This window comes from Vitreoscilla massiliensis (genome assembly GCF_001457815.1).
GTDB classification, from domain to species: Bacteria; Pseudomonadota; Gammaproteobacteria; order Burkholderiales; family Neisseriaceae; genus Vitreoscilla; species Vitreoscilla massiliensis.
On sequence record NZ_LN898221.1, the window covers coordinates 502,397 to 525,801 of the forward strand.

Sequence of the window (23,405 nt, forward strand, 5' to 3'; positions counted from 1 at the left end):
TCTGCTCACTCGGGTCAATGTGCGCCATCGGCTACAAACCCAAACACACCACTGTTATTGTGTCTTCCTGTCTCCACACACCTCTCGATACAAGCAGCACCAGCATGTAAACAAGCGGCCTGTAACTTTACAGGCCGCTTTGGGCAAAAATGCAGTTTACTGGGTTTAATTCACACAACGTTGCACACTGCCGTTGCTGTTGTGATAACAGTATTTGTTGCGCGCACCATTCCAGCGGTAAGCGCCTTTGCCATCACCAGAATAGACATTGGTTTCAATGTCGGTGTAATTGGCACCGGCCATTGCTTGTTTGGCTTTAATTGCAGCATCGTGTTCCAAAGCATCACGCTGTTCGCGCTGATATGCCTTGGCCACCGCCCGATAAGTGGCACATTTGTCGGGATCATTGCGCTGTTGACACTGGCGCTGCGCAAAATTGACATCGTCTTGTGTGGTTGCCCAGGTCGATGTGGCCATCAGCAACACCAACAGACTCAACATCATTTTCATTCTGAACCTCCTCTTTCATCACTCATAACTGCGACCTTACAAACCATTATATTATCAGGCAATTTTCACAGCACACCATTGCGCAGACGCAAACCAGCGTTAGATGCGAATAAAGCCTACTTTGTACCACACAACTGTGGCGATGGCGACACATCGAATTAAGATAAATGACTTAAGCAGGCAACGTCACACTTTAGAACCAAATTAAATATCAAAATGTAATTTATATAGTAAAAAGTATTATTAAAACTTCCCACCGTGGCTGCTTATACTGACGTCATTGTTAACCACACCCACACACCACCATGTTCAAACGCGCCCTGACCCACGCTGCCCTCGCTCTGACGGCTGTTTTAGCTTTAAATGCTTGCCAACCACAAGCAGCGGTTTCAAGCACTGCTCCCAGCACCGACCTCAAAAACATCACCCTAGGTTTTGGCGTGGGTACTTACATAGACCAAGTTCGCTATGGTGTGGTGCCTGAGTTGGAGAAAAAAGGCTATCACGTCACGCTACGCCAGTTTACCCAAGGCGTGCAAATCAATCCGGCCTTGGATGAAGGCGCAATCCAGGCATCGGTATTTCAAACCCCGGCCTATATGGAGTCTTACAATCATAAGCAAAAATCCGACATCATTGCCATCGCCGTCAATCCCAGCCCACCGCAAACCCTGCGCTCTAAGAAACATGCCAGCATCAATGAAATCCGCAACGGCATGAGCATCGCCATTGCCAACGACCCCATCAATGCCGAACGCGGCGCACGCATTTTGGAAAAACTCGGCTGGATACGCATCAAAGACGGTGTGAATCCGCTGGATTTCAGCGTCAACGACATCAGCGCCGGCAAATACCAGCTCAACATCAAACAAGCCGACTCGGCGCAAGGCATGCGCTTACTGGATGATGTGGATTACGCCGTCATCAATGGCAATTTTGTCGCCAGTTCGGGTGAAAAAATCGCCGATGGCTTGGTCATAGAAGACACACCACCTCGCCATCGTGTTAATCTCACCATCAAAGCGCAAAACCAACACAGCGCGTGGGCGCAAGACTTGGTGGCCGCGTTTGAATCCAAGGCTTATGCCGACTACATACGCTCGCAAAGCCAATACGCCGACTTTATTGAGCCTGCCGTTTGGCAAAAATACCCTGTAGCCCCTACATCAGAAAAGAAACACCGATGACTTACACATTTCAATCCAAATTGCCCAACAGCACCGCCTCTATTTTCTCGGTGATGACGGCGCTGGCCGTCAAACACCAAGCGATTAACCTGTCGCAGGGTTTTCCCGATTATGCGGTAGACCCGCAGTTAACCGATTTAATCAGCAAATACCTGCAACAAGGCTTTAACCAATACGCTCCTATGGCCGGCATGCCGGCGCTGCGCGAACAAATCAGCGCCAAATTCAAGCGCGTGCACGATTTAGACATCCATGCCGACAGCGAAATCACCGTCACCGCCGGCGCCACCCAAGCTTTGTTCACCGTGATGTCGGCCGTCATCCATGCCGGAGACGAAGTTATTGTGTTTGAGCCGGCTTACGACAGCTATGCCGTGACCATAGAATTGTTGGGCGGCAAAGTCGTGCCCATCCGCTTGACTGCGCCTGATTACCGCATTGATTGGCAAGAGGTAGCGAGCAAAGTCAATGCGCGCACGCGCTTAATCATCGTCAACAATCCCAACAATCCCACCGGAAAAGTATTGTCGGCCGACGATGTCGCGCAATTGGCGCAAGTGATCCAAAATTCCAATGCCTTGCTGCTCAGCGATGAGGTATATGAACACTTGGTTTACGACGGCATCGCGCCTCAAACGGTGTTAAGCCATCCTTTATTGCGCGAACGCGCATTTGTGGTCGCCTCTTTTGGCAAGCTTTTACACGCCACCGGTTGGAAAATCGGTTATTGCGTGGCCGCGCCGCAATTGATGGCCGAATTTCGCAAAGTGCACCAATACAATGTCTTCAGCGTGCACACGCCAACGCAATTGGCGATAGCCGAGTATCTTGAAGACGCAGAGCACTATTTAAACCTGCCGACTTTCTTTCAGCAAAAACGCGATTATTTGGTAGAAGCGCTGCAACACTCGCGCTTTGAAGTGGCGCAATCGCAAGGCACGTATTTTTTGAATTTGAATTACCGCGCCATCAGCGACAAGCCCGAGCAAGAATTTGCCGTCGAATTAATCGAAAAACACGGCATTGCCACCATTCCGATTGCCGCCTTCTACCACGATGGCCACAACCAACAGTATTTGCGCCTGTGTTTTGCCAAAAAGCAAGAAACCTTAGAACAAGCGGTGCAAGTATTGCAGCAAATCTAAGCCACGTTGTCTTGAGTTAAAGCGGCCTGTAAACGCTGTGATGCGGTTTACAGGCCGCTTTATTTGTTTAAGTAAGCACTATCTGCCACCTGCCGCCTCAATAAAACTGCCGGTGACATACGACGATTTGTCTGACAACAGCCATGCGATGGCCTCGGCCACTTCTGCAGCCGTGCCACCACGCTGCATCGGCAAGCTGGTTTTGATGCGCTCGACGCGATTGGGCTCGCCGCCGTCGGCATGCATGTCGGTATAGATAAAACCGGGGCGCACCGTGTTCACGCGTATGCCTTCGGCTGCCAACTCAACTGCCAAACCGCGCGTCATCGTGTCCAACGCCCCTTTTGAAGCCGCATAATCAACATACTCATGTGCCGCGCCCAAACGCGCCGCCACCGACGACACGTTCACACCCCCCCCGCCAGCACCGCCGTGTTTGAACGCCATGCGCTGCGCCGCCTCACGCGCGCACACAAACGCGCCCACCACATTGGTATTGAACACCTGTTGGATGCGCGCCGCCGTCAATTCTTGCAGACCCGCTTGGGTTTTCAAGATGCCGGCATTGTTGACCAAACCGGTGACCCGCCCCAATTGCGCATCGATTTGTGCAAACAGCGCCACCACTTGTGCCTCATCGGCAATGTCGGCCTGTAAGGCAATGGCGGTGCCACCCATAGCCTCAATCTCTGCCAGCACTTGCGCCGCTTCGGCTTGACGCGATTTGTAGACGATGGCGACTTTGTGACCTTCCTTGGCCAACAGCAATGCGGTGGCACGGCCGATGCCGCGTGAGCCGCCAGTAATCACGGTAATGGGTGGCATGTGTTATCCTCGCAGTATTTCAAAAAAAGACCATCTTGCCATGAGTATACACACCGTCCAAGCCCAGCATTACCCAGAACTCATCACAGTGTGGGAAGCATCGGTGCGCGCCAGCCACGATTTTTTAAGCGAAACCCACATCGCGCATTTGCGTGACTTGATATTGAACCACTATTTTGCCCAAGTCACTTTGCGAGCATGGCAAGACGAAGCAGGTCGCTGTCTGGGTTTTGTCGGCGTGGCCGCCGGCAACATCGAAATGCTGTTTGTGCACCCGCATGCACAAGGCTTGGGCATAGGCAAAGCCTTGGTCAGCCACGCACTCACACACTTGGGCGCCGACAAAGTCGATGTCAACGAACAAAACCCGCAAGCCACCGCGTTTTACCAACATATGGGCTTTGTCATCTGTGGCCGCTCCGACACCGATGGCCAAGGCTGGCCATTTCCCTTATTGCATATGCAATGGTTACAACCGGCTGATAGGAAATAAAGCATTTAGAACCCATGCAATAAACACACAAGCGGCCTGTAAAGCCTTTTTATCGGTTTACAGGCCGCTTTAACTCGCATCTCAAACTAACCAAACAGTGACATGGCAGTAATGCAATGGTCGCTAACGCTCGCTCCACACCGCCATCGCCGTGCCGCTGGGCTCGACAAATTCAAAGCGCCGCCCACCCGGAAAGGCAAATATGTCTTTGGTGATGCGGCCGCCAGCCTGCGTCACTTGTAGCAATGCCGCTTCCAAATCATCGCTTTTTAACACAAGCAGCGGCGCAGCCTGCGCGGCGCGCGCCATGCCCGCTCCGATGCCAGCTTGTTGCAATTCTTGATAATCGGGGCCGTAATCGACACTTTGCCAGCCAAACGCTTGTTCAAAAAAGCGCTGACTGGCGGCGAACTCTGGACAACTGAATTCGATGTAATCCATTTTAAGCAACATATTCACTCCTTTTACAATGGCAACATCGCCTGCATCACCCGTTGCCAACGCTGTAAATGACTGTCGCGTTCGGATGCAGACATCTTGGGCACAAACTCCCGTTCCAACTGCCACAAATGGGCGCTGTCTTGGGCCTGAATAAAGCCTAGGTGCATCGCTGCCAACTTGGCCACACCCAAAGCGGTGGTTTCGGTGACTTTCGGCCGCAAGACCGGTACGCCCAGCACATCGGCCTGAAACTGCATCAGCAAATCGTTGTTGGCCGCACCGCCATCCACGCGCAATTCGGTCAGCGCTTGCGGTGCGTCTTGCTGCATGGCGCTGAGCACATCCGCCACTTGCAAGGCAATGGCTTCCAAAGCCGCGCGCGCGATGTGCGCCTTGCTGCTGCCACGGCTCAAGCCGTGCAAAGACGCGCGCATGTCGGCGCGCCAATACGGTGCCCCCATGCCGGTAAACGCTGGTATCAGCGTCACGCCGCCATTGTCGGGCACGGAGGCAGCCAAGGCTTCAATGTCGCCACTGTGTTGGATTAAACCCAAATTGTCACGCAACCACTGCACGATGGCGCCGGCCATGAACACACTGCCTTCCAATGCATATTGCAGCGGCTGGCCGTGTTGCTGCCATGCCACCGTAGACAGCAATTGCTGTTGCGACTGCACCGCCGTGTCACCGGTATTGAGCAACATAAAACAGCCAGTGCCATAAGTATTTTTGGCCATACCGGCTTGCTCACACGCATGTCCAAACAGTGCCGCTTGTTGGTCGCCCAAAATTGCACAAATCGGCACTTCTGCTGCCAACAAGCCCGCCGCCGTGTGCGCCAATGCGCCGCTGGACGGTACGATTTCGGGCAACATGCCCATAGGGATGTCCCAAGCTGTGCACAAATCCTGTGACCAAGTACCGCTGTGTATGTCCATCAACATCGTGCGCGAGGCATTGGACACATCAATGATGTGGCGTTGGCCGCGCGTCAATTGCCATGTCAGCCACGTGTCCACCGTGCCAAACAGCAATTCACCCGCCTTTGCCCACTCACGCGCGTGCGGCACATGCTCCAGCAACCACACCAATTTGCTGGCGCTGAAATACGGGTCTAAACGCAGACCAGTGTGCTGTTGCACAGTATCAGCCATCGCCGCTTGCGCCTCGCACCACGCTTGGGTACGGCGGTCTTGCCACACCAAAGCCGGTGCGATGGGTTTGCCGGTTTTCTTGTGCCACACCACCGTGGTTTCGCGCTGATTGGCAATGCCGATGGCGGCGATGTCGCTGGCGAGCAAACCGGTGCGGCTGAGCACTTCTTGGATGGTGGCCATTTGCCCTGCCCACATTTCTTCCGCATCTTGTTCCACCCAGCCCGCTTGCGGCGTGTGTATCGGCAATGGCCGTTGCGCGCTGGCAACAAGATTCAATTCGCTATCAAAGATGATGCTGCGGCTGGAAGTGGTGCCTTGGTCTAAGGCCAGCAAATATCCCATCAGTTATCCTTTTACAGGCCGCATCTGTCTGCGCCCGTGTTCATCGTGTTGTCATCACTTGCTTTTAGCATGGCACTTGCATCTTTATCAACCCCGTTTTAAGGTAGCCATGAAAAACCTTACCCTCAGCACTGGCACAGGAGTCTTGATGATGCACATCGGTTCCGAATCTTCAGCCCAAACTTGGCCCACCCTCGATGGCAAACCGCCCATCATCATTGCTCATCGCGGCGCCTCGGCCTATTTGCCCGACCACACCTTGGAAGCCTACCGCCACGCGGTGGAGTTGGGTGCCGATTACATCGAGCCCGATGTGGTGTCGACCAAAGACGGCGTGTTGATTGTGCGCCATGAGCCCAATCTTAAAGACACCACCGACATCGCCAGCCGTCCCGAATTTGCCGCTTACCAGCGCACACAAACCATAGATGGGAAAAGCGAAACCGGCTGGTTTGCCAACGATTTGACTTATGCACAAATCCAAACTTTGCGTGCAAAACAGCCCATGCCACAGCGCGACCAGCAATACAACGGCCTATTCAACATCGCCAGCCTAGAAGAAGTATTGCAATTGCGCGCCGCCTTGTCGCAAGAATTTGGCCGCGACATCGGCGTTTATCCCGAAACCAAACACCCTGCATGGCATGCAGAGCAAGGCTTGGGCTTTGAGCAAAAACTGGTGGACTTATTGGCCCAATACCAACTCAATCGCCAAGATGCCCCCGTGTTCATTCAATCATTTGAATTGGGCAACTTAAGCCAACTCAAACGCCTCACGCCGATACGCTTGGTGTATTTATTGGATGGCGATGCGGTCGCCGCCAATGGCGATGTCACAACCACCGTGCCCTATGATTTTCAACTCAGTGGCGACACCCGTACTTATGCCGACATGCTCAGCGATGCCAATCTGCGCGAAATCAAGCAAGTTGCCACTGCCATAGGCCCGTGGAAAGTGTATCTGCAGTCTTACCAAACCGATGCCAACGGTATCAAAACGCAGTTACCCACCAACGATGTGGTCGCACGCGCACACCAAATCGGTTTGCAAGTGGTACCCTTCACCTTTCGCAGCGAAGAGAAATACCTGACCGCCACCGAACAAGGCGACCCTGATGCCGAATACCAACGCTATTTCAAACTTGGTGTCGATGGCCTGTTCAGTGACTTTACCGACCATGCGGTGGCGGCACGGGCGCAGTTTGCGCAGTCTTTAGAATAATGTTTGCCACCCATTCCATCCTGTCTGTTCGCAAACATTAAAGCAGCGGCCTGTAAGTACCATAGCGCTTACAGGCCGCTGCTGTCAGTGTCACACCGCCATCTTTATCAATTGGAACAACATTGCCATATAGGCTAGCATCCGCCATCTGCATGGACGCTTCATCTGTCTGCGCCCCATACACAGCCACATCAAGCAAGCAAGAATGCATGTCCACCGCTTCATGCTCTGCCCATGTCTTTAAAAGCCTGATGTGGTTTTTAGATGCGGCCTGTAAGGCCATGACAGCTCAATCATCATTGCAATTCCTGCTCAGCTCTTGAGTGGCATTCACATTGGAACCCCTACTCAGTTTTAACTTCGTATACCAAGCAGCTTCAGCAAAGAAGCAGAGGCGAAACATCAATTTAACTCTAAATTATCACTTAAAAAAACTACCCAAGCTAAAATTTGTTTGATATTGTATAGACAACATAATACAAACTACAAAGGAAACATCATGAAGACCCAGCTCACCCCCTCGGGCAAGCTGCTGCCCGCACAAGGTGCACCACAAGAATGGTTGACCATAGGCAAAATCCTCTTTTTCAGCGGCATCGGCATCTTTTTGTTTTTTGTGCCTGTGACCATAAATGGCAAAAACACCATCTTGCTCGACCATGCCACGACCTTATTAACTGGCCCATTAAAACCCGCGGCCATCGCCATTTTGCTCATGCTGATGGCTTATGGCGCTTTGTCGCCATTGATCAATGGCAGTTACAAAGAATCGGTCAGCAACCTGATTTTCAGTGCGGCCAAAGTCTTGGGCTTGGTGTTGGCCTTGCTGTATTTGACCAATACGGCTCCGGCTTGGGCGATGCAAAAAGACATGTTGCCATTTTTGTTTGAAAAACTGGCGCTGAATGTGGGCATACTGATCCCCATCGGCGCAGTGGCTTTGACTTTCTTAATCGGCTTTGGCTTATTGGAATTGCTCGGAGTGATGATGGAGCGCTTGATGCGCCCCTTATTTCGCACGCCAGGTGCCTCATCGATTGATGCAGTGGCCTCGTTTGTGGGCAGTTATTCGGTAGGCATGCTGATTACCAACCGTTTGTACAGCCAAGGTCGCTATTCTTTGCGTGAAGCGATGATCATTGCCACCGGTTTTTCAACCGTATCGGCCACTTTTATGATTATTGTGGCCAAAACCTTGGGGATTATGGAGTATTGGAATTTTTATTTTTGGAGTGCTTTGATTGTGACTTTCACCGTCACCACCATCACCGCCTACATCCCTCCGTTGAGTCTGTACAATAACGATGCCCCCAATCCTATGCCTGAAGCGCCCAAAGGTGAGGCTTGGGCATTTGCCAAAGCAGCCGGCATCAAGCAATACCAAAGCAATCCTTCGCTGTTGAGCATGATGAAAGCCAATTTGCTCGACGGCATACGCATGTCATCGGTAGTGGCGCCATCGATTTTGGCCATCGGTTTTATTGGCCTGATTTTATCCAAATACACACCTGTGTTTGAGTGGTTGGGTTTGGTATTAAAACCGTTTATGTGGCTCACTGGTATAGATGGCTTGAGCCAGTACAGCGGCCAATTTGCCTCGGGTTTGGCCGAAATGTTCTTGCCAGCCATTTTGCTGAAAGATGCCGATTTGGCCGTACGCTATATCGCCGCCGTTACCTGCATCAGCAGTGTGTTGTTCTTCTCAGGCAGCATTCCGTGCATGTTGGCCACACGCATACCGATGCGCTTTTGGCATTTGCTCATCATTTGGTTGGTCAGAACTGTACTCAGCATTTTATTGGCCAGCATCGCCTTGCGCTTGGGTTTGGCCATGGGCTGGTTGGCTTAAACACCTGAAGATAGTCCCAACAAATGTGATAAGCGGCCTGTAAAGAAACTTACAGGCCGCTTGTGTCATGAAGCAGCCAACCGTTTTCTATATGCCATTTTGTTTACAGGCTAATGCTTAAGTCTTCTATATTACTTATTGTCATACTGAGCAAGCTTAGATAACATGGTCAGCAATGCATACCGTTTCTCTTGATGGGCATTACAGCGCCTCACACTGGCATGTGCGCATGCTCACGCTGTGGCCAATCAAGATAAAACCATGTTAAATAAGCGACAGGAATATTGGCTTTTTCATCAATTAATCCAATGTTCTGAGCCACCAATACACTGTATGATATATTCATATTTACCACACACACATGGGATATTCCTCGCGCAATGCCAAAGATTTTAGAGCACATCAACACCGCTGACCCCATGCTCAAAGCCTTGAGTGACTTTTTGCTGATGATGGATGCGACTTTGCCTGCGCATCAAGACGTGCATTTCTACCTGTCTGGCGGCATGGTGGTGTATTTGTACACCGGTTGTCAGCGCACGTTTTACATCGAAGGCGAGTTTAACCGCAAAGTCTACATCGCCGACGGTTTGTCCTTGGTTTACCGCGATGAGGGCGACAAAGAGCGCTTAATCCGCTTCAACAAAAACGACAATACCCGTTTCAATTTGATGCACCCAAATTATTTGCAAGACTCGCTAGAATTGCCGTTCACGCATTTGAAAAACATGCGTGTGCACGCCTTATCGGCCTTGGATTTGTGTGTGAGTAAGATTTCACGCCTGTCGCCCATCGACATTGAAGACATCCAAAGCTTTGTGCGCGCTGGCCATTTCAGCGCCGAAGAATTGGAATTGCGCGCGCGCGAGGCCTTGGCCGAATACATCGGCGATTTAAAGCAATACCGCGACAACATCAGCTTGGCCAAGCAATACGCCTTAACGGCTTAATAACAAAACGCTATCAAAAAGCGGCCTGTAACTGTTTACAGGCCGCTTTGATTGCTGATTTATTGGCTTGTTAGATTATTGTTTGCGCACATCCAAGGCCGAGCGCAAGGCTTCACCGATGAAAATCAATAACACCAGCAAACCCACCAAGGTAAAGAAAGTCGGCACCCCTATCCACCACGCGTCCAAATTGTCTTTGGCCTGACTGAGCAACTCGCCCAAGCTCGGTTTATTGCTGGGCACGCCCAAACCCAAGAAGTCCAAACTGGTTAAGGCCAAAATCGCCCCCGAAATTTTAAACGGCAATAGCGCTATCACCGGCGTCAAACTGTTGGGCAAGATGTGGCGCCACATCACATGACGATGGCTGGCGCCCATCGCTCTGGCCACTTGCACATAGTCCATTTGGCGGTTTTTCAAAAACTCGGCGCGCACATAGGTATTGGTGTCCATCCAGCTGAAGACCGACAGCAAGATGAGTAAGATGAGCAAACTCGGCTCAAAAAACGAGGCCAGAATAATCAGCATGTAAAGCTCAGGCAAGCCGCCCCACACTTCCATAAAACGCTGCAACAACAAATCGGTTTTGCCACCAAAATAGCCTTGTATCGCCCCCAATACCACGCCGATGACCGTGGTAATCAGCGTTAACAACAGGCCAAACACCACCGAGTCGCGAAAGCCATACACCAAACGCGCCAACACATCGCGGCCACGGTCGTCTGTGCCCAACCAATGTTTGCTGCTTGGCGGCGCCGGAAACGGCTCCAAATCAAAGTCGTTCAAGGTATTGGCTGCATACGGATTGATGGGATACAACGCCCAATTGCCGTGTTGCGACAAGCGGCCTTGAATAAACGGATCGAGGTAATCGGCAGGCGTGTCGAAATTGCCGCCAAACTCGGTTTCCATATAAGTCTTGAAGATGGGCTGGTAGTGCTTGCCTTGGTAAGACACCCACAGCGGCTGGTCATTGCTCCACAGCGGTGCCAATAAAGACAAGGCAAACAGCAGCAAGAAGATTTTCAGGCTCAGATAGCCTCGTTTGTGGCGTTTGAACTGGCGCCAAGCGCGGGTTTGCGTCCACTTCATGTTAACGCTCCCCATCAAAATGGATACGCGGATCGACCAGCACATACGACAAATCAGACAGCAATTTCGCCAACAAACCCATTAAGGTAAACACATACAGCGTGCCCATCACCACCGGATAATCGCGCTTCATCACCGCCTCATACGACAGCAAACCCAAACCATCCAAGGAAAACAGCGTTTCAATCAGCAAGCTGCCGGTGAAAAACGCGCTTAAAAACGCCGCCGGAAAACCGGTAATCAGCGGTATCATCGCATTGCGAAACACGTGTTTCCACATGATGCGGCGCTCACTCAAGCCTTTGGCTCGGGCGGTATACACGTATTGGCGGCGAATTTCTTCTAAAAACACATTCTTGGTCAACAGCGTCATCACCGCGAAATTGCCCACCACCGACGCGGTAATCGGCAACACCATGTGCCACAGATAGTCGCTGATTTTTTGGGCAGTGCTGTAAGTGTCCCAATCGTCGCTGACCATGCCGCCCAATGGAAACAACGCCCAGAAGCTGCCGCCACCAAACAAAATCAGCAACAACACCCCAAGCACGAACCCCGGTATCGCATAGCCAATCAAAATCAACAGACTGCTGATGCCATCGAAACGGCTGCCATCGCGCACCGCCTTGGCAATGCCTAATGGAATGCAGATTAAATAGGTCAGGAAAAACGTCCACAGCCCTAAACTCATGGACACCGGCAATTTTTCGATGACCAAAGCAGTCACGCTTTTGGGTTGGAAAAAGCTGTCGCCCAAATCAAAGCGCACATAATGCCCGACCATGTCGATAAAACGCGTCAGCGGCGGCTTGTCAAAACCGTACAAGACCTTGAGTTTGTCGATTTCTTCGGCGCTCAAGCCTTGCCGACCACCGTGCATGCCGCCGCCGCTGCTAACCTCGGCCATGCCTTGGCTGCCATGGTTTAATTGTTGCACCATTTGCTCCACCGGCCCACCGGGGACGAATTGGATGATGGCAAAAGTCAAAGCCAAAATCCCCAGCAAGGTGGGGATAAGCAGCAACACGCGTTTGAAAATATATGTCCACATATGCGCCTGTCTGTATCGCAACAGACCTATCTTAGCATTGCCGCGCCATTACAGCAGCATTGTTGCAGACAGGCTGTGGTTGTTAATGTGCTCATTGATGGCAATGCGGTGTGTGCACCTGTTCCAAATCGGCCAAAATCGGGCAATCTGGTCGCGCATCGCCGGCGCAACAATCGATTAAGGTTTGCAGCGTGCCCACCATTTGCTGCAATTGGGCAATTTTTTGCTGCAATTCGTCCACATGGCGCTGCGCCAAAGCGCGCACATCGCCGCTGTGGCGCTGCTGGTCTTGCCACAAAGCCAATAAAGACTTAATCCACTCCACCGCAAAACCCAAATCGCGCGCACGCTTGATAAAGCGCAATACCTGCACATCTTGCTCGCTGTAGATTCGGTAGCCGGCATCGGTGCGTTTGGCCGCCACGATTAAGCCTTGCTCTTCATAATAGCGTATCATTTTCGCCGATACGCCCGAAGCCTTGGCCGCTGCGCCTATGTTCATGTCTGTCCTTTATCGTGTGTGGGAGATGGCTGGGTCATGCGTCTGCGGCTTATTATCAATATTTACAGGCCGCTTTTAAACATACTCATCACATCGATAATACCGCGTCGTGCAGCCTTATCATAGCTCTAGGCATAAGATGCGGCCGGTAACGCGGTTTTGACAAGTCCATGGCTTTCGCCTAAGCTCTCACGGCTGTTTATCCCAACTACACCATTTGTTGCTGCCAACCACCACATTGCGCAGCCTCAATCCGTCTTTTAAAACGCCTATATTTAAAACACCTATACAAGAAGTATTGCATGTCATCCGTCGCAAAATCCAGTTTGAACCGCCTCACCATGTTATTTCCGCTTGCCTTGGTGTTGTTTGAATTCTCCGTCTACATAGGCAATGATTTGATTCAGCCAGCCATGCTCGCCATCACCAAAGAATTTGGGGTATCGAGCTCGTGGGCACCGTCGTCTATGTCGTTTTACCTGCTCGGCGGCGCCTGTGTGGCGTGGTTGCTCGGGCCTTTGTCCGACCGCATCGGCCGCAAAAAAGTGATGCTCGCCGGCGTGGCCTTTTTCGTGCTCACCTGTTTGGCGATTTTGTTTACCGCCAACATCGAGCAATTTTTGCTGCTGCGCTTTTTACAAGGCACGGGTTTGACCGTGATTTCCGCCGTTGGTTATGCCGCCATCCAAGAGACTTTTGAAGAGCGCGATGCCATCAAAGTAATGGCATTGATGGCGAACATTTCCCTGCTCGCACCCTTGCTTGGCCCCATACTGGGCGCCTTCCTCATCGACCATGTGTCGTGGCATTGGGGTTTTATCGGCATCGCCTTGTTGGCGTTTTGCAGCTGGTTTGGACTGAACAGCAAAATGCCAAACACGCCGCCCGCCGCGGCCAAAATGCCGATCAAAGCGATGTTTGGCGAATTCAAACAAGTGTATGCCAACCGCCGCTTTGTGGGTTTGACCCTGTCCTTGCCCATGCTCAGCCTGCCGTTGATGCTGTGGATCGCCTTGTCGCCAGTCATCTTGGTCGAAGAACTGGGCTTGAGCAGCATGGAATACGGCATGGCACAATTCCCAGTGTTGGGCGGCTTGATTTTGGGCAATGTGTTGCTGGTGCGCATTGTCGACAAAATGGCCTTGGGCCGCTCCGTGCTCATTGGTTTGCCGATTATGTTGGCTGGCACCGTCATCATCTTGCTGGGTACGCTGCTGTCCAGCCTGTTCGTACCAGCGTTGATTGTGGGCATGACTTTAATCAGCTTTGGCGAAGGCATTTCGTTTTCCGTCACCTACCGCTTTGCCTTGATGTCGTCGGAAGTGGGCAAAGGCACGGTGGCCGCGGCAGTGTCGATGTTGCTGACCTTGGTGTTTTTCTTGGTCATCGAATTGGTGCGCATCGCTTATGAACATGTCGGCTTATGGGCTTACAGCCTCAGCTGCTTCGTGCTCATCGCCTTGTGGTTCAGCTTCCCACGCCGCTTGCTGAAAACCATCATGCAGGAGCGACGTGCACAAGGGGTGTTTTAAACGCCGTATTCACCCTATGTAATGCCAAAGCGGCCTGTAAATGTTTACAGGCCGCTTATTAAATGGCGGTATTCAACTCAGGTATTCATAAACTCTATGCTGAGCTTAACCAAAGATGTCCATATGGATTTTGCCCGCGCTCACACACTCTTCCCACCAAGCCTCGGCGCTGGCAACATCGGTGTTGCCCACGCGTTGGTAGATTTGCAGCAAAGCCTCTTTGGCACCATCGCCGGCGGTTTGCTGGCGGCCGCAGATGTACACATGCGCGCCTTCGTGCACCAACCACTGGTATAACAGCGCCGCTTGCTCTAGCATCACATGCTGGATGAACTGGCCATCGCTGTCGGAAAACGCCGTGTCCACCCGCCACAACGTGCCATCGTCCAGCGCCGCTTGCCACAAGTCGTGGTAATAAAAGTCCAGCTCGGCGGCGCGGTTGCCAAAAATCAACCATGTCTGCCCTTGTGAGCCTTGCAAACGCCGCTCTTGCACAAAACCGGGATAAGAAGCGATGCCGGTGCCGGTAGCAATCAAAATCATTTTTTGCTCAGGATCAGCCAAGGGATGAAACGCGGCATGTGGACGAATGTGGGCGCTGATGCGGTCGCCGATGGCCAATTGCTGACACAACACCTGCGAAGCCACACCAAAACCATGGCTGGTAGTCGGATTCTTTTCCAAACCGACGGTCAATTGCACAACATCCCCAGCCAAACTCGAACTGCCTACCGAGTAATTGCGCGGCTGCATCGCTGCCGGTGGCGTGTACAGCAGCAAGTCCCCAGGGCGAAACGCGATGGCAGTGGTCGGTTTAAAATCCAATTGCCACACCGCACGCACGCCTTCGGTGTCTTGGCTGAGCAACACGCGATTTTGCAATTGCAACTGTAGGACTGGATTCTCGATTGTTGCAGAACTCAATTCCAGCTGAATGTGCAAATGCGCTGCCACTTGCCGTAGCCACGCTTGCCAATACGGCTGCGCCTCACCATCGGCCATGTGCATGTCCATCACCGCTTGTGCATGCGCAGCGTCCAAACTCGCTTGCACACGCAGGCCGGCCTGACAGAACTGTGGATAATGTCGGTCGCCCAAGGCCAATAAGGCGTATTGCAACGTCTCCAATGAGGTATTGGCCAATTGCGCGACAAAAGCCTTGGCTTGCTGTGGCAATTCACCATCACCCGTGGTCGAAACAATGAACAGAACCAAGCGATAAGACGGCAATGTTTCGGCCTTCACTGCCGACAATGGCAACACACTACAGGTGAGTTGCGGCTGTAGCGCAGCGGCAGTCAAACGCGCCAATTGCTCAGCCGTGCCAGTTTGGCTGGCATACGCCACCAAAATATCGCTCGCTTGCACTTCATAGCGTTTGTGGCTGAGGTAAAAGCGCCGTCCCCAGCTGTAAACGCCGCTAAACAACAGCAATGTTAGCAACAGCGACAAGCCCACATTCACCCAGCCACCGAGCGAGCTGTCCGACCAAGTGCCTTCGTGCAGCATTTTCGGCCAATACGCCAGCGGCGCTACTGCCACCCACTGCTGCGCCTCATCAATAAAATAGCTTTGGCTGTGCTGCGCTTGCTGCACGGTAATCAATTGATAACGCCCTTTGATGCGCTCTATGCTTTGCAGTTTTCCCAGCTCAGGCTGCGCTTCCAGTTGGGCAATGACTTCTACACTGGGGTAAACCTGCCCACCATCAAATAGGTCTTTGAATGATGGCGCGCCGATTTTGAAGGTCATCAAGACCGCCGTCAGCGGCAACAGCAATACCAGCGGCATCAGCAGCCACGCCATGGCATTGTGCATATCCAACCATTTGGACGACAGCTTCGGTTTCATCTGCAAGGCAAAGCCGAGCAGCATCACCGCCACTACCGCATACGTTGCCCACTCCACCACATCGCCCCAACCCAATAACAGGTTTTTGTGCAAGGATTTGAACCACGCATACGTCTCAGCGCCCATGCCGGCCTCGCCCAAGTTCGCGCCACTATGGGCATCAAACACCGTCATCTGCCCTTGTGGGTTGCTCAAATACACGCGACTGGCGTCTGCACTGAATTGCACTGCGCTCACATCAGACACAGCTTGTTGTGTTTCTAACAAGGTTTTTAACGCCGACAATTGCGTTGGCTCACTGTGCCCGCCGACTTGTGGCGCTAAGATGGGCTTAAAACTCAATACCAGCCCTGACAACAGCAAGACTAAAAAAAACGGGCTAATGGCCAAGGCCACGTAGCGATGGATTTTGGTCAACACACTGCGAACTCGCATCTACACACTCCTTTAATGGATGAATCACACACATCACATGTTAAAGAAGCAAACTTAAGCCACGCTTAAGCCAGTCCGTTTAGCCTTGCAATCTGTAGCGTAAGCGGCCTATAAGCCCATTACACAGATATGAATAAAGACTTGGCAGCGGTTTACAGGCCGCTGCAATACCGCAGCGTAATAAGGATGAATGATGAAAATTTTACTGGTGGAAGACGATGTGTCTTTGGGCAATACCTTACAAGAATGGCTGCGCATGGATGGCTATGCCGTCGATTGGTTGCAAGACGGCGCGGCGGCGGCGCACGCCTTGTTAACCCAAGCCTATGATTGCGTGTTGCTTGACCGTGGCCTGCCCAAGCGCTCTGGTGACAGCGTCTTGCGCGACATTCGTCGCCAGCACAGCGATATGCCAGTATTGCTCATTACTGCCATGGATGCCTTGCAAGACAAGGTTGAGGGTTTGGATTTGGGCGCCGACGATTATTTGGTCAAACCATTTGAGTTGGCCGAATTGTCGGCACGTTTGCGCGTGATGAATCGGCGCATGGCGCAATCGGCGCACAACCAATTGCATTATGGCGAGGTGTGTTTGGATTTGCACCGCAAAACCGTCACCCGCCACGAGAACGACATCGCCTTAACCGCCAAAGAGTTTCAAGTGCTCAAGGCCTTGATGTTACAGCCCGAACAAGTGCTGACGCGGCAGCAATTGGAAGACAAATTGTACAGCTGGGGCAGCGAGGTAGAAAGCAATGCCATCGAGGTACACATCCACCATTTACGCAAAAAACTGGGCGGCGATTTCATCCGCACCATCCGCCATCTGGGTTACACCCTCAACGCGCAACGCTGAAGGAGGCAAGCATGTCTTTTGTGCCACCGATTTTTACTGGCCAACGAGTGCGCAACATCTCGCTGAAATGGCTGCTCATAGGCAGCGTCATCGGTGCCATGGCCTTGTTTTGGGCCATCAGCATTGCGATTATTTTGGCGGTAACGTGGAAGGAATCGGCCAAGACTTACGACCACAATTTGAAAGAATCGGCGCATTTGCTGTTTCACATGGCGGCGCAACAACAAGACTTGAGCAGTACCGGCCGCATGGACGGCTTAGAAGACTATGAAATGGAAACCGACCGCCAGTATTACCAAATCATCCAAAACGGCGCGGTGATTTTTCACTCGCGCAAAGGCAGCTCAGTGCCGTTTGTGACCCAAACCCACAAAAAACGTGGCTTTTACGATGTGGAACGCAATGGCAGCCGTTGGCGCGTGTTCAGCCTGCGTTCGCGTGAATTGGATTTGGAAGTGCAGGTGGCGCAGTCCATCAAGCAAAGACAGGCCTTGCTGTGGGAAATGGTTGAGCATTTGGGCGGGCAAGCCTTGTTGGTCTTGTTGGTGTTAAGCCTCATCATCGCCGCCATTATTTATGTGGTGTTAAAGCCGCTGCTGAGCATTGCCGAGCAAGTCACCGACCGCCATCCCAACCATTTGGACGTGTTACCCAATCCCTACCAAACCAAGGAGTTGCATGCCATTGTCGCCGCCATCAACACACTGTTGGGCAGTCTCAAGCAAGCCTTGCAATCGGAACGACAATTCACCGCCAATGCCGCGCACGAATTGCGCACCCATTTGGCCAGATTGGACATGAAAGTGCAGCTTTTGCAAAGAAAACAGCCAGACTTGGCACATTGTTTTGCCGACATCCGCAGCGAAATCGGTTCTTATACGCACATGGTGTCGAATTTATTGCTGTTGGCGCGGCTAGACCCGAGCAATGGCCACATCGAAGCGCACATTCATTTTCAGCATTTGGATTTGCTGGCATTGCTGCAAGACACGGTGCAGCAATTACAGGCCGCTTTAAACGCCAAACACATGCACATCGCTTGGGATGTGCAGCCAGTTACACTGTGGAGCAGCGCCGAGTTGTGGCATTTATTGCTGTACAACATCCTCGACAATGCCATCAAATACTGCCCCGAAGCCAGCCGCATAGACATCGCATTGCACCAAGACACGGACGGCATTTGTCTGAGTATCGCCGACAATGGCCACGGTGTGGACGAGGCAGCGTTGGCGCAATTGTCACAACGCTTTTACCGTGCCTTGGGCACACAGGTTTCCGGCAGCGGTTTGGGTTTGTCCATCGTCAATGAAATCTGTCAGGCTTTGAACATTGCGGTGCACATCCAATCGGGGCGCGAGCATGCTGGGATGAAGTTTATTTTTAGCATGGCGACACCGCAGTCTTAACCCAGCCATTGCTTCAAAACATCGCGGCTTAAGTTTGGCTTAAGTTGATGCCTTTATGCTGTGGGTACATTTTAACCACAACTAAGGACACCTTATGAAATTCGCCACCCTTATCTGCCTCAGCAGCGCTGTTTTGTTGGCCAGCAATGCCTACGCCGGCGTGCACTGCCCACGTTATCCTGCCGCCGAGCAGCTGTCTGTGCAAGCGATGAGCCAAAAAGCCAGCGCCGCCGGCATACAAGTACAGCAAATCAAAATCGACGATGGTTGTTATGAAATCAAAGGCACAGACAAGGCCAGCGGCAAAATTGTCAAAAACAAATACGACATGAAAACCGGCAAGCTGATGGGCAGCAAAAGCAAGCCAGCCAAACCGCAATACCAACCGCAATAAGGCTGCAACACACGGTTGAAAACCATGCAAACGTAAATACTTGCTACTTCAGGCGGCCTGTAAACCCTTAAAAATCGTTTACAGGCCGCCTTGTTCTCTCAAGTCCTCTCATAATCATACAAATTTCCTGCTGCAGCGCATATATGGCATAGTGTGCATTACCGCATGAAAACTCTAAACTGATATGGACACCACCGCCGTTAGCCGCTTTTTTATCCCACCGACTTGGCTGTTGCTGCTCGTCAGCGCGGCGCTGGCATGGGTGTGTGTCACCTATGGCGCATGGTATTGCGGCCGTCTGGCCTTAACGGCTTTGTGTGTGCAAATCCTGTATTACGGCCACAGCCGCGTAATGGAACATTCAAGCTTTGCGCTTATCGCTACCCTATTGATATTGCTGCAACTGCATTTTCACATACTCAACCGTCAACAAATTGAATACGCCTTGCTGATGGCAATCCTGTTAATCATTCCTCTCGGTATGCTCGAATCGTGGCGTGATAAGCGTTGGGAGCGAAGCGTATTGGCGAATGTGCAGGTGAATGGCACTTACACCATCATCAACCACCAAGCGCTGTGGCAAATGCTGGTTTACAACGTGGTGTTGACGGGTTTGTTCACCTACCATTTGATTGGACTGCTGCAGTTGCAACAGTCTTGGCCAGCCGTTCCTGCGCGCTTGCTCGGTCAACATGCCATATTGGCGCTGTTAACACTGTCAGTGTGGTGGGCGCGGGTGGAGAAAATTAAGCAAACCCAATTTGTGGCCGAGCATGGCGGCGAATGGCTGCGCATCGATGGCAGCGGCATCACATGGCAAGATGATGGCAACGATTTTGCCAGCATCAATCCCACCGGTTTAGAGTGGCGCAGCCTGCGCAAACAACGGCTGTTCTTTGAAGACCATGTGCCCAATCGCTACCACATCGCGTGGAACGATGTTGTGGACATCACTTTACGGCGGCTAGGCAAAAATCATTACGAACTGGTGGTGCACAGCCAACACAGCTATTGCCCCATGGGCCATACCGGTTATCTCATCAAGCAATTCGGGCAATTTCGCAATGAACGCATTTTGCACAAATTCCTGCTGCATTATTGGCACTTACAGCGCCCACACCTCGATGTACCGCCTAACACAGCATAATAAGCGGCCTGTAAACCCCTAAAAACCGTTTACAGGCCGCATGGTGAGTGCATGAAAGATTAAGGCTTAAACCGGCGCAATCTTAAGGCATTGCTGAGCACAAACACCGAGCTTAAGGCCATGGCGCCGGCGGCAAACATCGGCGACAACAAGATGCCAAAGTGCGGGTATAACAGCCCTGCCGCCACCGGTATCAAGGCCACGTTATAGGCAAAAGCCCAAAACAGGTTTTGACGGATATTGGCAATGGTGGCACGCGATAAGGCGATGGCATCCGATACCGCGGTCAAACGCCCCGACATCAACACCACATCGGCCGCTTCGATGGCAATGTCAGTGCCCGTGCCCACGGCCAAACCCACATCGGCTTGCGCCAGCGCTGGCGCATCGTTGATGCCATCGCCGATAAACGCCACCTTGCCTTGTTGCTGCAAGGTTTTTAAGGTTGCGACCTTGCCGTCTGGCATCACTTCCGCCACTACTTCATCAATGTGCAATTGGCGCGCTATTGCCTCGGCCGTGCGCTGGTTGTCGCCCGAAATCATCACCACTTTCAAACCCATGCTATGTAAAGCTTGGATTGCCGCAGGGGTGGACGCTTTAATTGGGTCGGCCACCGCCAAGATGGCGGCCAAACGACCGTCTATGGCGGCATACAGCGGCGATTTGCCTTGCTCGGCCAAGCGTTCAGCATCGTCTTGGAACACGCTCACATCCAAACCCAAGCTGCGCATATAACGGTCGGCACCAACGGCGATGTTGTGGGTGGCTGTTTCCGCCGCTATGCCTAAACCGGTTAAGGATTGGAATTGCGTCAGTTCAGGCAAAGCCATGCCCTCTGACTCGGCTGCGTTAACAATAGCACGGGCTATCGGGTGCTCAGAGCGGTTTTCCGCGGCGGCGATTAAGGGCAAGACGTGCTCGCGTTCAAAGCCAGCGGCCAATATCAAATCGGTCAATTCGGGTTTACCCTCGGTCAAAGTGCCGGTTTTGTCCACCGCCACCACGCTCACCTCTTGCAAACCCTGCAAAGCCTCACCTTTACGGAACAACACCCCCAGTTCTGCGCCGCGGCCAGTACCGACCATAATCGAGGTTGGCGTGGCCAAACCCATCGCACATGGGCAAGCAATAATGAGCACTGCCACCGCGTTCACCAGTGCAAAGGTTAAACGTGGCTCAGGCCCCCACAACCACCATGCCGCAAACGTCAATGCCGCCAAGGCCATCACCGCTGGCACAAACCACAAAGTGACCTTATCGACCGCGGTTTGTATCGGCAATTTGCCGCCTTGGGCATCGCTGACCATGCGGATGATTTGCGCCAACACTGTGGTTTCACCCACCGCAGTGGCCTGATAGCGCAAGCTGCCGTTTTGGTTGACGGTGGCACCCGTGACCATAGCACCCTCTTGTTTTTCTACCGGCACCGGTTCGCCCGATATCATTGCCTCATCGACAAACGACTGACCACTCAAGACCACGCCATCAACCGCAATGCGCTCCCCTGGGCGCACTTCCAACACATCGCCCAATCTCACTTCGGCTATCGGCAATTCCAGCATCACGCCATCCCGTTCAACGCGCGCAGTCTTCGCTTGCAGGCCGACCAAACGCTGTATCGCCTCCGAAGTGCGACCTTTGGCACGCGCTTCCAAGTAGCGCCCCAATAAAATCAAGGTCACAATCACGGCAGCGGCCTCAAAATACACAAACACCGTGCCCTCGGGCAGTAAACACGGCGCAAACGTCGCCACCACCGAATAGGCATACGCGGCCATGCTGCCCACCGCCACCAAGGAATTCATGTCGGGCGCGCCTTTGAACAAAGCCGGGAAACCTTTGCTGTAAAAACGCCGCCCAGGGAATAACAACACCAGCGTGGTCAACACAAATTGCATCAGCCAGCTGTTGTGCGTGCCTATGGTCGCAGCTATCCAATGGTGAAAGCCCATGAACATGTGCGAGCCCATTTCTAATATAAACACGGGCAAAGTCAACACCGCGGCGATGGCCAAATCGCGTTTCAAACCATCTTGTTCTTCGGCCTTGCGTTCCAATAAGGCCTCATTGGCGCTGCTGGCCGCTGCCAGTGCTTGCGGCTCATAGCCTGCGTCTTCGACGGCGGCAAACAAGGCGGCAGGTGTTGCTAAACCAGTGACCGTCGCTTGTTCGGTGGCCAAATTCACCGAAGCACTGACCACATTCGGCACTTTCAGCAAGGCGCGCTCAACTCTGGCCACACACGACGCACACGTCATGCCTTCTATGCCAAACGTCTGCGTGCTCATCGGCACGGCATAGCCTGCGTCTTCAATTGCGCTGATTAAGGCCGCTTGGTTGGGCGCAGTCATGTGAACCACGGCGCTTTCGGTGGCCAAATTCACGCTGGCATCGACCACATCCGGTACTTTTTTCAACACGCGCTCTACCCGCGCCACACACGAAGCACACGTCATGCCCTCGACAGGCAAAGTCAATTGGGTGGTTTTGGGTTCAGCAGGCACAGCGCTGGGGTTGGCAGACATGCGGGTTCTCCTTGTGTCTTGATTAAGCATGCGCTCAGTGTAAACCTTACCATGATGGAAAGGTCAAGCCACAACAGTCATGCTGTTGTGATAAACGTTTAGTCTGGCGTTTAACACTTCAATCAAGGTCATTTTCATCGCGGTATCTAAGCCGCTTGACCTTACCACGGTGGGAAGCTTCATACTGTCGCCATCTTGATAACCATTTTAAGAAAGGCCAGATGATGAAATTCAATATCCCCAACATGACTTGTGGCGGCTGCGCCCGTGGCGTGACCCGTGCCATCCAAAAAGTCGATGCCAATGCCAAAGTCGAAGTGGACTTGGAAAGCAAATGGGTCAGTGTAGACAGCAGTGCTGCCGCTGCCGACATTACCGCGGCCTTAAGCGCCGCCGATTTCCCGCCGCAACAACAGGCTTAAACCATATATTTACAGGCCGCTTATGCATATCTATGCGGCCTGTAAACAAAAAACAGCGCCCACAATAT

At 52.4% G+C, this 23,405-nt stretch carries 22 protein-coding genes; 12 read left to right on the top strand and 10 right to left on the bottom strand.

Features of this window, described 5'->3' with window-relative positions; genetic code table 11:
* Positions 1–165: 165 nt before the first annotated feature.
* The gene (locus BN3003_RS14065; protein WP_058357278.1) at positions 166–510 is read right to left on the bottom strand and encodes a hypothetical protein; all 345 of its coding nucleotides are present in this window, start codon (positions 508–510) and stop codon (positions 166–168) included.
* Between the two features lie 305 nt (positions 511–815).
* Here BN3003_RS14065 and BN3003_RS14070 point away from each other — a divergent pair, with 305 nt between their 5' ends.
* Both BN3003_RS14070 and BN3003_RS14075 read left to right on the top strand, forming a co-directional pair.
* Complete coding sequence (locus BN3003_RS14070; protein WP_058357279.1) at positions 816–1,697, top strand: MetQ/NlpA family ABC transporter substrate-binding protein; 882 nt, start codon at positions 816–818, stop codon at positions 1,695–1,697.
* On the top strand, positions 1,694–2,842 hold the full coding sequence (locus tag BN3003_RS14075) for a methionine aminotransferase (RefSeq protein WP_058357280.1): 1,149 nt from the start codon (positions 1,694–1,696) through the stop codon (positions 2,840–2,842). Before BN3003_RS14070 ends, BN3003_RS14075 begins: the two co-directional genes overlap by 4 nt.
* A gap of 78 nt (positions 2,843–2,920) precedes the next feature.
* Here BN3003_RS14075 and BN3003_RS14080 read toward each other — a convergent pair whose 3' ends face one another.
* Entirely contained in the window at positions 2,921–3,667 is a 747-nt protein-coding gene (locus BN3003_RS14080) for an SDR family oxidoreductase (protein ID WP_058357281.1), read from the bottom strand.
* A 40-nt stretch (positions 3,668–3,707) separates the two neighbouring features.
* Between BN3003_RS14080 and BN3003_RS14085 the strand changes: the two genes are divergently transcribed.
* The gene (locus tag BN3003_RS14085) at positions 3,708–4,160 is read left to right on the top strand and encodes a GNAT family N-acetyltransferase (RefSeq protein WP_058358062.1); all 453 of its coding nucleotides are present in this window, start codon (positions 3,708–3,710) and stop codon (positions 4,158–4,160) included.
* A 123-nt stretch (positions 4,161–4,283) separates the two neighbouring features.
* Here the strand turns inward: BN3003_RS14085 and BN3003_RS14090 are convergent, their stop codons facing one another.
* Both BN3003_RS14090 and glpK read right to left on the bottom strand, forming a co-directional pair.
* Positions 4,284–4,613: a VOC family protein gene (locus BN3003_RS14090; RefSeq protein ID WP_058357282.1), complete on the bottom strand. Its 330-nt coding sequence runs from the start codon at positions 4,611–4,613 to the stop codon at positions 4,284–4,286.
* Between the two features lie 11 nt (positions 4,614–4,624).
* A complete protein-coding gene (glpK, locus tag BN3003_RS14095) occupies positions 4,625–6,100 on the bottom strand; it encodes a glycerol kinase GlpK (protein ID WP_058357283.1) in 1,476 nt (491 codons plus the stop codon).
* Positions 6,101–6,209: 109 nt separating this feature from the next.
* Between glpK and BN3003_RS14100 the strand changes: the two genes are divergently transcribed.
* Positions 6,210–7,322, top strand: coding sequence for a glycerophosphodiester phosphodiesterase (locus BN3003_RS14100; RefSeq protein WP_082625678.1), 1,113 nt, complete (start codon positions 6,210–6,212; stop codon positions 7,320–7,322).
* Positions 7,323–7,359: 37 nt separating this feature from the next.
* Here the strand turns inward: BN3003_RS14100 and BN3003_RS14105 are convergent, their stop codons facing one another.
* Positions 7,360–7,605, bottom strand: a complete 246-nt coding sequence (locus BN3003_RS14105) for a hypothetical protein (RefSeq protein WP_058357285.1) — start codon at positions 7,603–7,605, stop codon at positions 7,360–7,362.
* Between the two features lie 216 nt (positions 7,606–7,821).
* On the opposite strand from BN3003_RS14105, the gene BN3003_RS14110 reads away from it, so the two are divergent.
* Together BN3003_RS14110 and BN3003_RS14115 are read left to right on the top strand one after the other, a co-directional pair.
* Complete coding sequence (locus BN3003_RS14110) at positions 7,822–9,171, top strand: YjiH family protein (protein ID WP_058357286.1); 1,350 nt, start codon at positions 7,822–7,824, stop codon at positions 9,169–9,171.
* Between the two features lie 380 nt (positions 9,172–9,551).
* Entirely contained in the window at positions 9,552–10,121 is a 570-nt protein-coding gene (locus tag BN3003_RS14115; protein WP_058357287.1) for a DUF6036 family nucleotidyltransferase, read from the top strand.
* Positions 10,122–10,196: 75 nt separating this feature from the next.
* Here BN3003_RS14115 and BN3003_RS14120 read toward each other — a convergent pair whose 3' ends face one another.
* The 3 genes from BN3003_RS14120 to cueR all read right to left on the bottom strand — a co-directional run bounded on the left by BN3003_RS14120 (position 10,197) and on the right by cueR (position 12,766).
* Positions 10,197–11,213: an ABC transporter permease gene (locus tag BN3003_RS14120; protein WP_058357288.1), complete on the bottom strand. Its 1,017-nt coding sequence runs from the start codon at positions 11,211–11,213 to the stop codon at positions 10,197–10,199.
* A gap of 1 nt (position 11,214) precedes the next feature.
* Positions 11,215–12,264, bottom strand: a complete 1,050-nt coding sequence (locus tag BN3003_RS14125; protein WP_058357289.1) for a microcin C ABC transporter permease YejB — start codon at positions 12,262–12,264, stop codon at positions 11,215–11,217.
* A 91-nt stretch (positions 12,265–12,355) separates the two neighbouring features.
* A complete protein-coding gene (cueR, locus tag BN3003_RS14130) occupies positions 12,356–12,766 on the bottom strand; it encodes a Cu(I)-responsive transcriptional regulator (RefSeq protein ID WP_058357290.1) in 411 nt (136 codons plus the stop codon).
* Positions 12,767–13,068: 302 nt separating this feature from the next.
* Between cueR and craA the strand changes: the two genes are divergently transcribed.
* Positions 13,069–14,298: a chloramphenicol efflux MFS transporter CraA gene (craA, locus tag BN3003_RS14135; RefSeq protein WP_058357291.1), complete on the top strand. Its 1,230-nt coding sequence runs from the start codon at positions 13,069–13,071 to the stop codon at positions 14,296–14,298.
* A 105-nt stretch (positions 14,299–14,403) separates the two neighbouring features.
* Here the strand turns inward: craA and BN3003_RS14140 are convergent, their stop codons facing one another.
* Positions 14,404–16,584, bottom strand: a complete 2,181-nt coding sequence (locus BN3003_RS14140; protein WP_058357292.1) for a PepSY domain-containing protein — start codon at positions 16,582–16,584, stop codon at positions 14,404–14,406.
* Positions 16,585–16,777: 193 nt separating this feature from the next.
* Between BN3003_RS14140 and BN3003_RS14145 the strand changes: the two genes are divergently transcribed.
* The 4 genes from BN3003_RS14145 to BN3003_RS14160 all read left to right on the top strand — a co-directional run bounded on the left by BN3003_RS14145 (position 16,778) and on the right by BN3003_RS14160 (position 20,387).
* Positions 16,778–17,440: a response regulator transcription factor gene (locus BN3003_RS14145; protein ID WP_058357293.1), complete on the top strand. Its 663-nt coding sequence runs from the start codon at positions 16,778–16,780 to the stop codon at positions 17,438–17,440.
* An 11-nt stretch (positions 17,441–17,451) separates the two neighbouring features.
* Positions 17,452–18,846 carry a sensor histidine kinase gene (locus BN3003_RS14150; protein WP_058357294.1) on the top strand — a complete coding sequence of 465 codons (1,395 nt, stop codon included), beginning with the start codon at positions 17,452–17,454 and terminating at the stop codon, positions 18,844–18,846.
* A 94-nt stretch (positions 18,847–18,940) separates the two neighbouring features.
* Positions 18,941–19,240 (top strand): PepSY domain-containing protein, encoded by a 300-nt coding sequence (locus tag BN3003_RS14155; protein WP_058357295.1) that lies wholly within the window; start codon positions 18,941–18,943, stop codon positions 19,238–19,240.
* Positions 19,241–19,424: 184 nt separating this feature from the next.
* Positions 19,425–20,387 carry a hypothetical protein gene (locus BN3003_RS14160; protein WP_058357296.1) on the top strand — a complete coding sequence of 321 codons (963 nt, stop codon included), beginning with the start codon at positions 19,425–19,427 and terminating at the stop codon, positions 20,385–20,387.
* Between the two features lie 59 nt (positions 20,388–20,446).
* Here BN3003_RS14160 and BN3003_RS14165 read toward each other — a convergent pair whose 3' ends face one another.
* On the bottom strand, positions 20,447–22,915 hold the full coding sequence (locus BN3003_RS14165) for a heavy metal translocating P-type ATPase (protein ID WP_058357297.1): 2,469 nt from the start codon (positions 22,913–22,915) through the stop codon (positions 20,447–20,449).
* Between the two features lie 221 nt (positions 22,916–23,136).
* On the opposite strand from BN3003_RS14165, the gene BN3003_RS14170 reads away from it, so the two are divergent.
* A complete protein-coding gene (locus BN3003_RS14170; RefSeq protein ID WP_234333088.1) occupies positions 23,137–23,337 on the top strand; it encodes a heavy-metal-associated domain-containing protein in 201 nt (66 codons plus the stop codon).
* The last annotated feature ends 68 nt before the right edge of the window (positions 23,338–23,405 follow it).

Bases quoted from the DNA above. Each gene is read 5' to 3' on its own strand.
- BN3003_RS14065 (WP_058357278.1), bottom strand. From the start codon at position 510: ATGAAAATGATGTTGAGTCTGTTGGTGTTGCTGATGGCCACATCGACC.
- BN3003_RS14070 (WP_058357279.1), top strand. From the start codon at position 816: ATGTTCAAACGCGCCCTGACCCACGCTGCCCTCGCTCTGACGGCTGTT.
- BN3003_RS14075 (WP_058357280.1), top strand. From the start codon at position 1,694: ATGACTTACACATTTCAATCCAAATTGCCCAACAGCACCGCCTCTATT.
- BN3003_RS14080 (WP_058357281.1), bottom strand. From the start codon at position 3,667: ATGCCACCCATTACCGTGATTACTGGCGGCTCACGCGGCATCGGCCGT.
- BN3003_RS14085 (WP_058358062.1), top strand. From the start codon at position 3,708: ATGAGTATACACACCGTCCAAGCCCAGCATTACCCAGAACTCATCACA.
- BN3003_RS14090 (WP_058357282.1), bottom strand. From the start codon at position 4,613: ATGTTGCTTAAAATGGATTACATCGAATTCAGTTGTCCAGAGTTCGCC.
- glpK (WP_058357283.1), bottom strand. From the start codon at position 6,100: ATGGGATATTTGCTGGCCTTAGACCAAGGCACCACTTCCAGCCGCAGC.
- BN3003_RS14100 (WP_082625678.1), top strand. From the start codon at position 6,210: ATGAAAAACCTTACCCTCAGCACTGGCACAGGAGTCTTGATGATGCAC.
- BN3003_RS14105 (WP_058357285.1), bottom strand. From the start codon at position 7,605: ATGGCCTTACAGGCCGCATCTAAAAACCACATCAGGCTTTTAAAGACA.
- BN3003_RS14110 (WP_058357286.1), top strand. From the start codon at position 7,822: ATGAAGACCCAGCTCACCCCCTCGGGCAAGCTGCTGCCCGCACAAGGT.
- BN3003_RS14115 (WP_058357287.1), top strand. From the start codon at position 9,552: ATGCCAAAGATTTTAGAGCACATCAACACCGCTGACCCCATGCTCAAA.
- BN3003_RS14120 (WP_058357288.1), bottom strand. From the start codon at position 11,213: ATGAAGTGGACGCAAACCCGCGCTTGGCGCCAGTTCAAACGCCACAAA.
- BN3003_RS14125 (WP_058357289.1), bottom strand. From the start codon at position 12,264: ATGTGGACATATATTTTCAAACGCGTGTTGCTGCTTATCCCCACCTTG.
- cueR (WP_058357290.1), bottom strand. From the start codon at position 12,766: ATGAACATAGGCGCAGCGGCCAAGGCTTCGGGCGTATCGGCGAAAATG.
- craA (WP_058357291.1), top strand. From the start codon at position 13,069: ATGTCATCCGTCGCAAAATCCAGTTTGAACCGCCTCACCATGTTATTT.
- BN3003_RS14140 (WP_058357292.1), bottom strand. From the start codon at position 16,584: ATGCGAGTTCGCAGTGTGTTGACCAAAATCCATCGCTACGTGGCCTTG.
- BN3003_RS14145 (WP_058357293.1), top strand. From the start codon at position 16,778: ATGAAAATTTTACTGGTGGAAGACGATGTGTCTTTGGGCAATACCTTA.
- BN3003_RS14150 (WP_058357294.1), top strand. From the start codon at position 17,452: ATGTCTTTTGTGCCACCGATTTTTACTGGCCAACGAGTGCGCAACATC.
- BN3003_RS14155 (WP_058357295.1), top strand. From the start codon at position 18,941: ATGAAATTCGCCACCCTTATCTGCCTCAGCAGCGCTGTTTTGTTGGCC.
- BN3003_RS14160 (WP_058357296.1), top strand. From the start codon at position 19,425: ATGGACACCACCGCCGTTAGCCGCTTTTTTATCCCACCGACTTGGCTG.
- BN3003_RS14165 (WP_058357297.1), bottom strand. From the start codon at position 22,915: ATGTCTGCCAACCCCAGCGCTGTGCCTGCTGAACCCAAAACCACCCAA.
- BN3003_RS14170 (WP_234333088.1), top strand. From the start codon at position 23,137: ATGATGAAATTCAATATCCCCAACATGACTTGTGGCGGCTGCGCCCGT.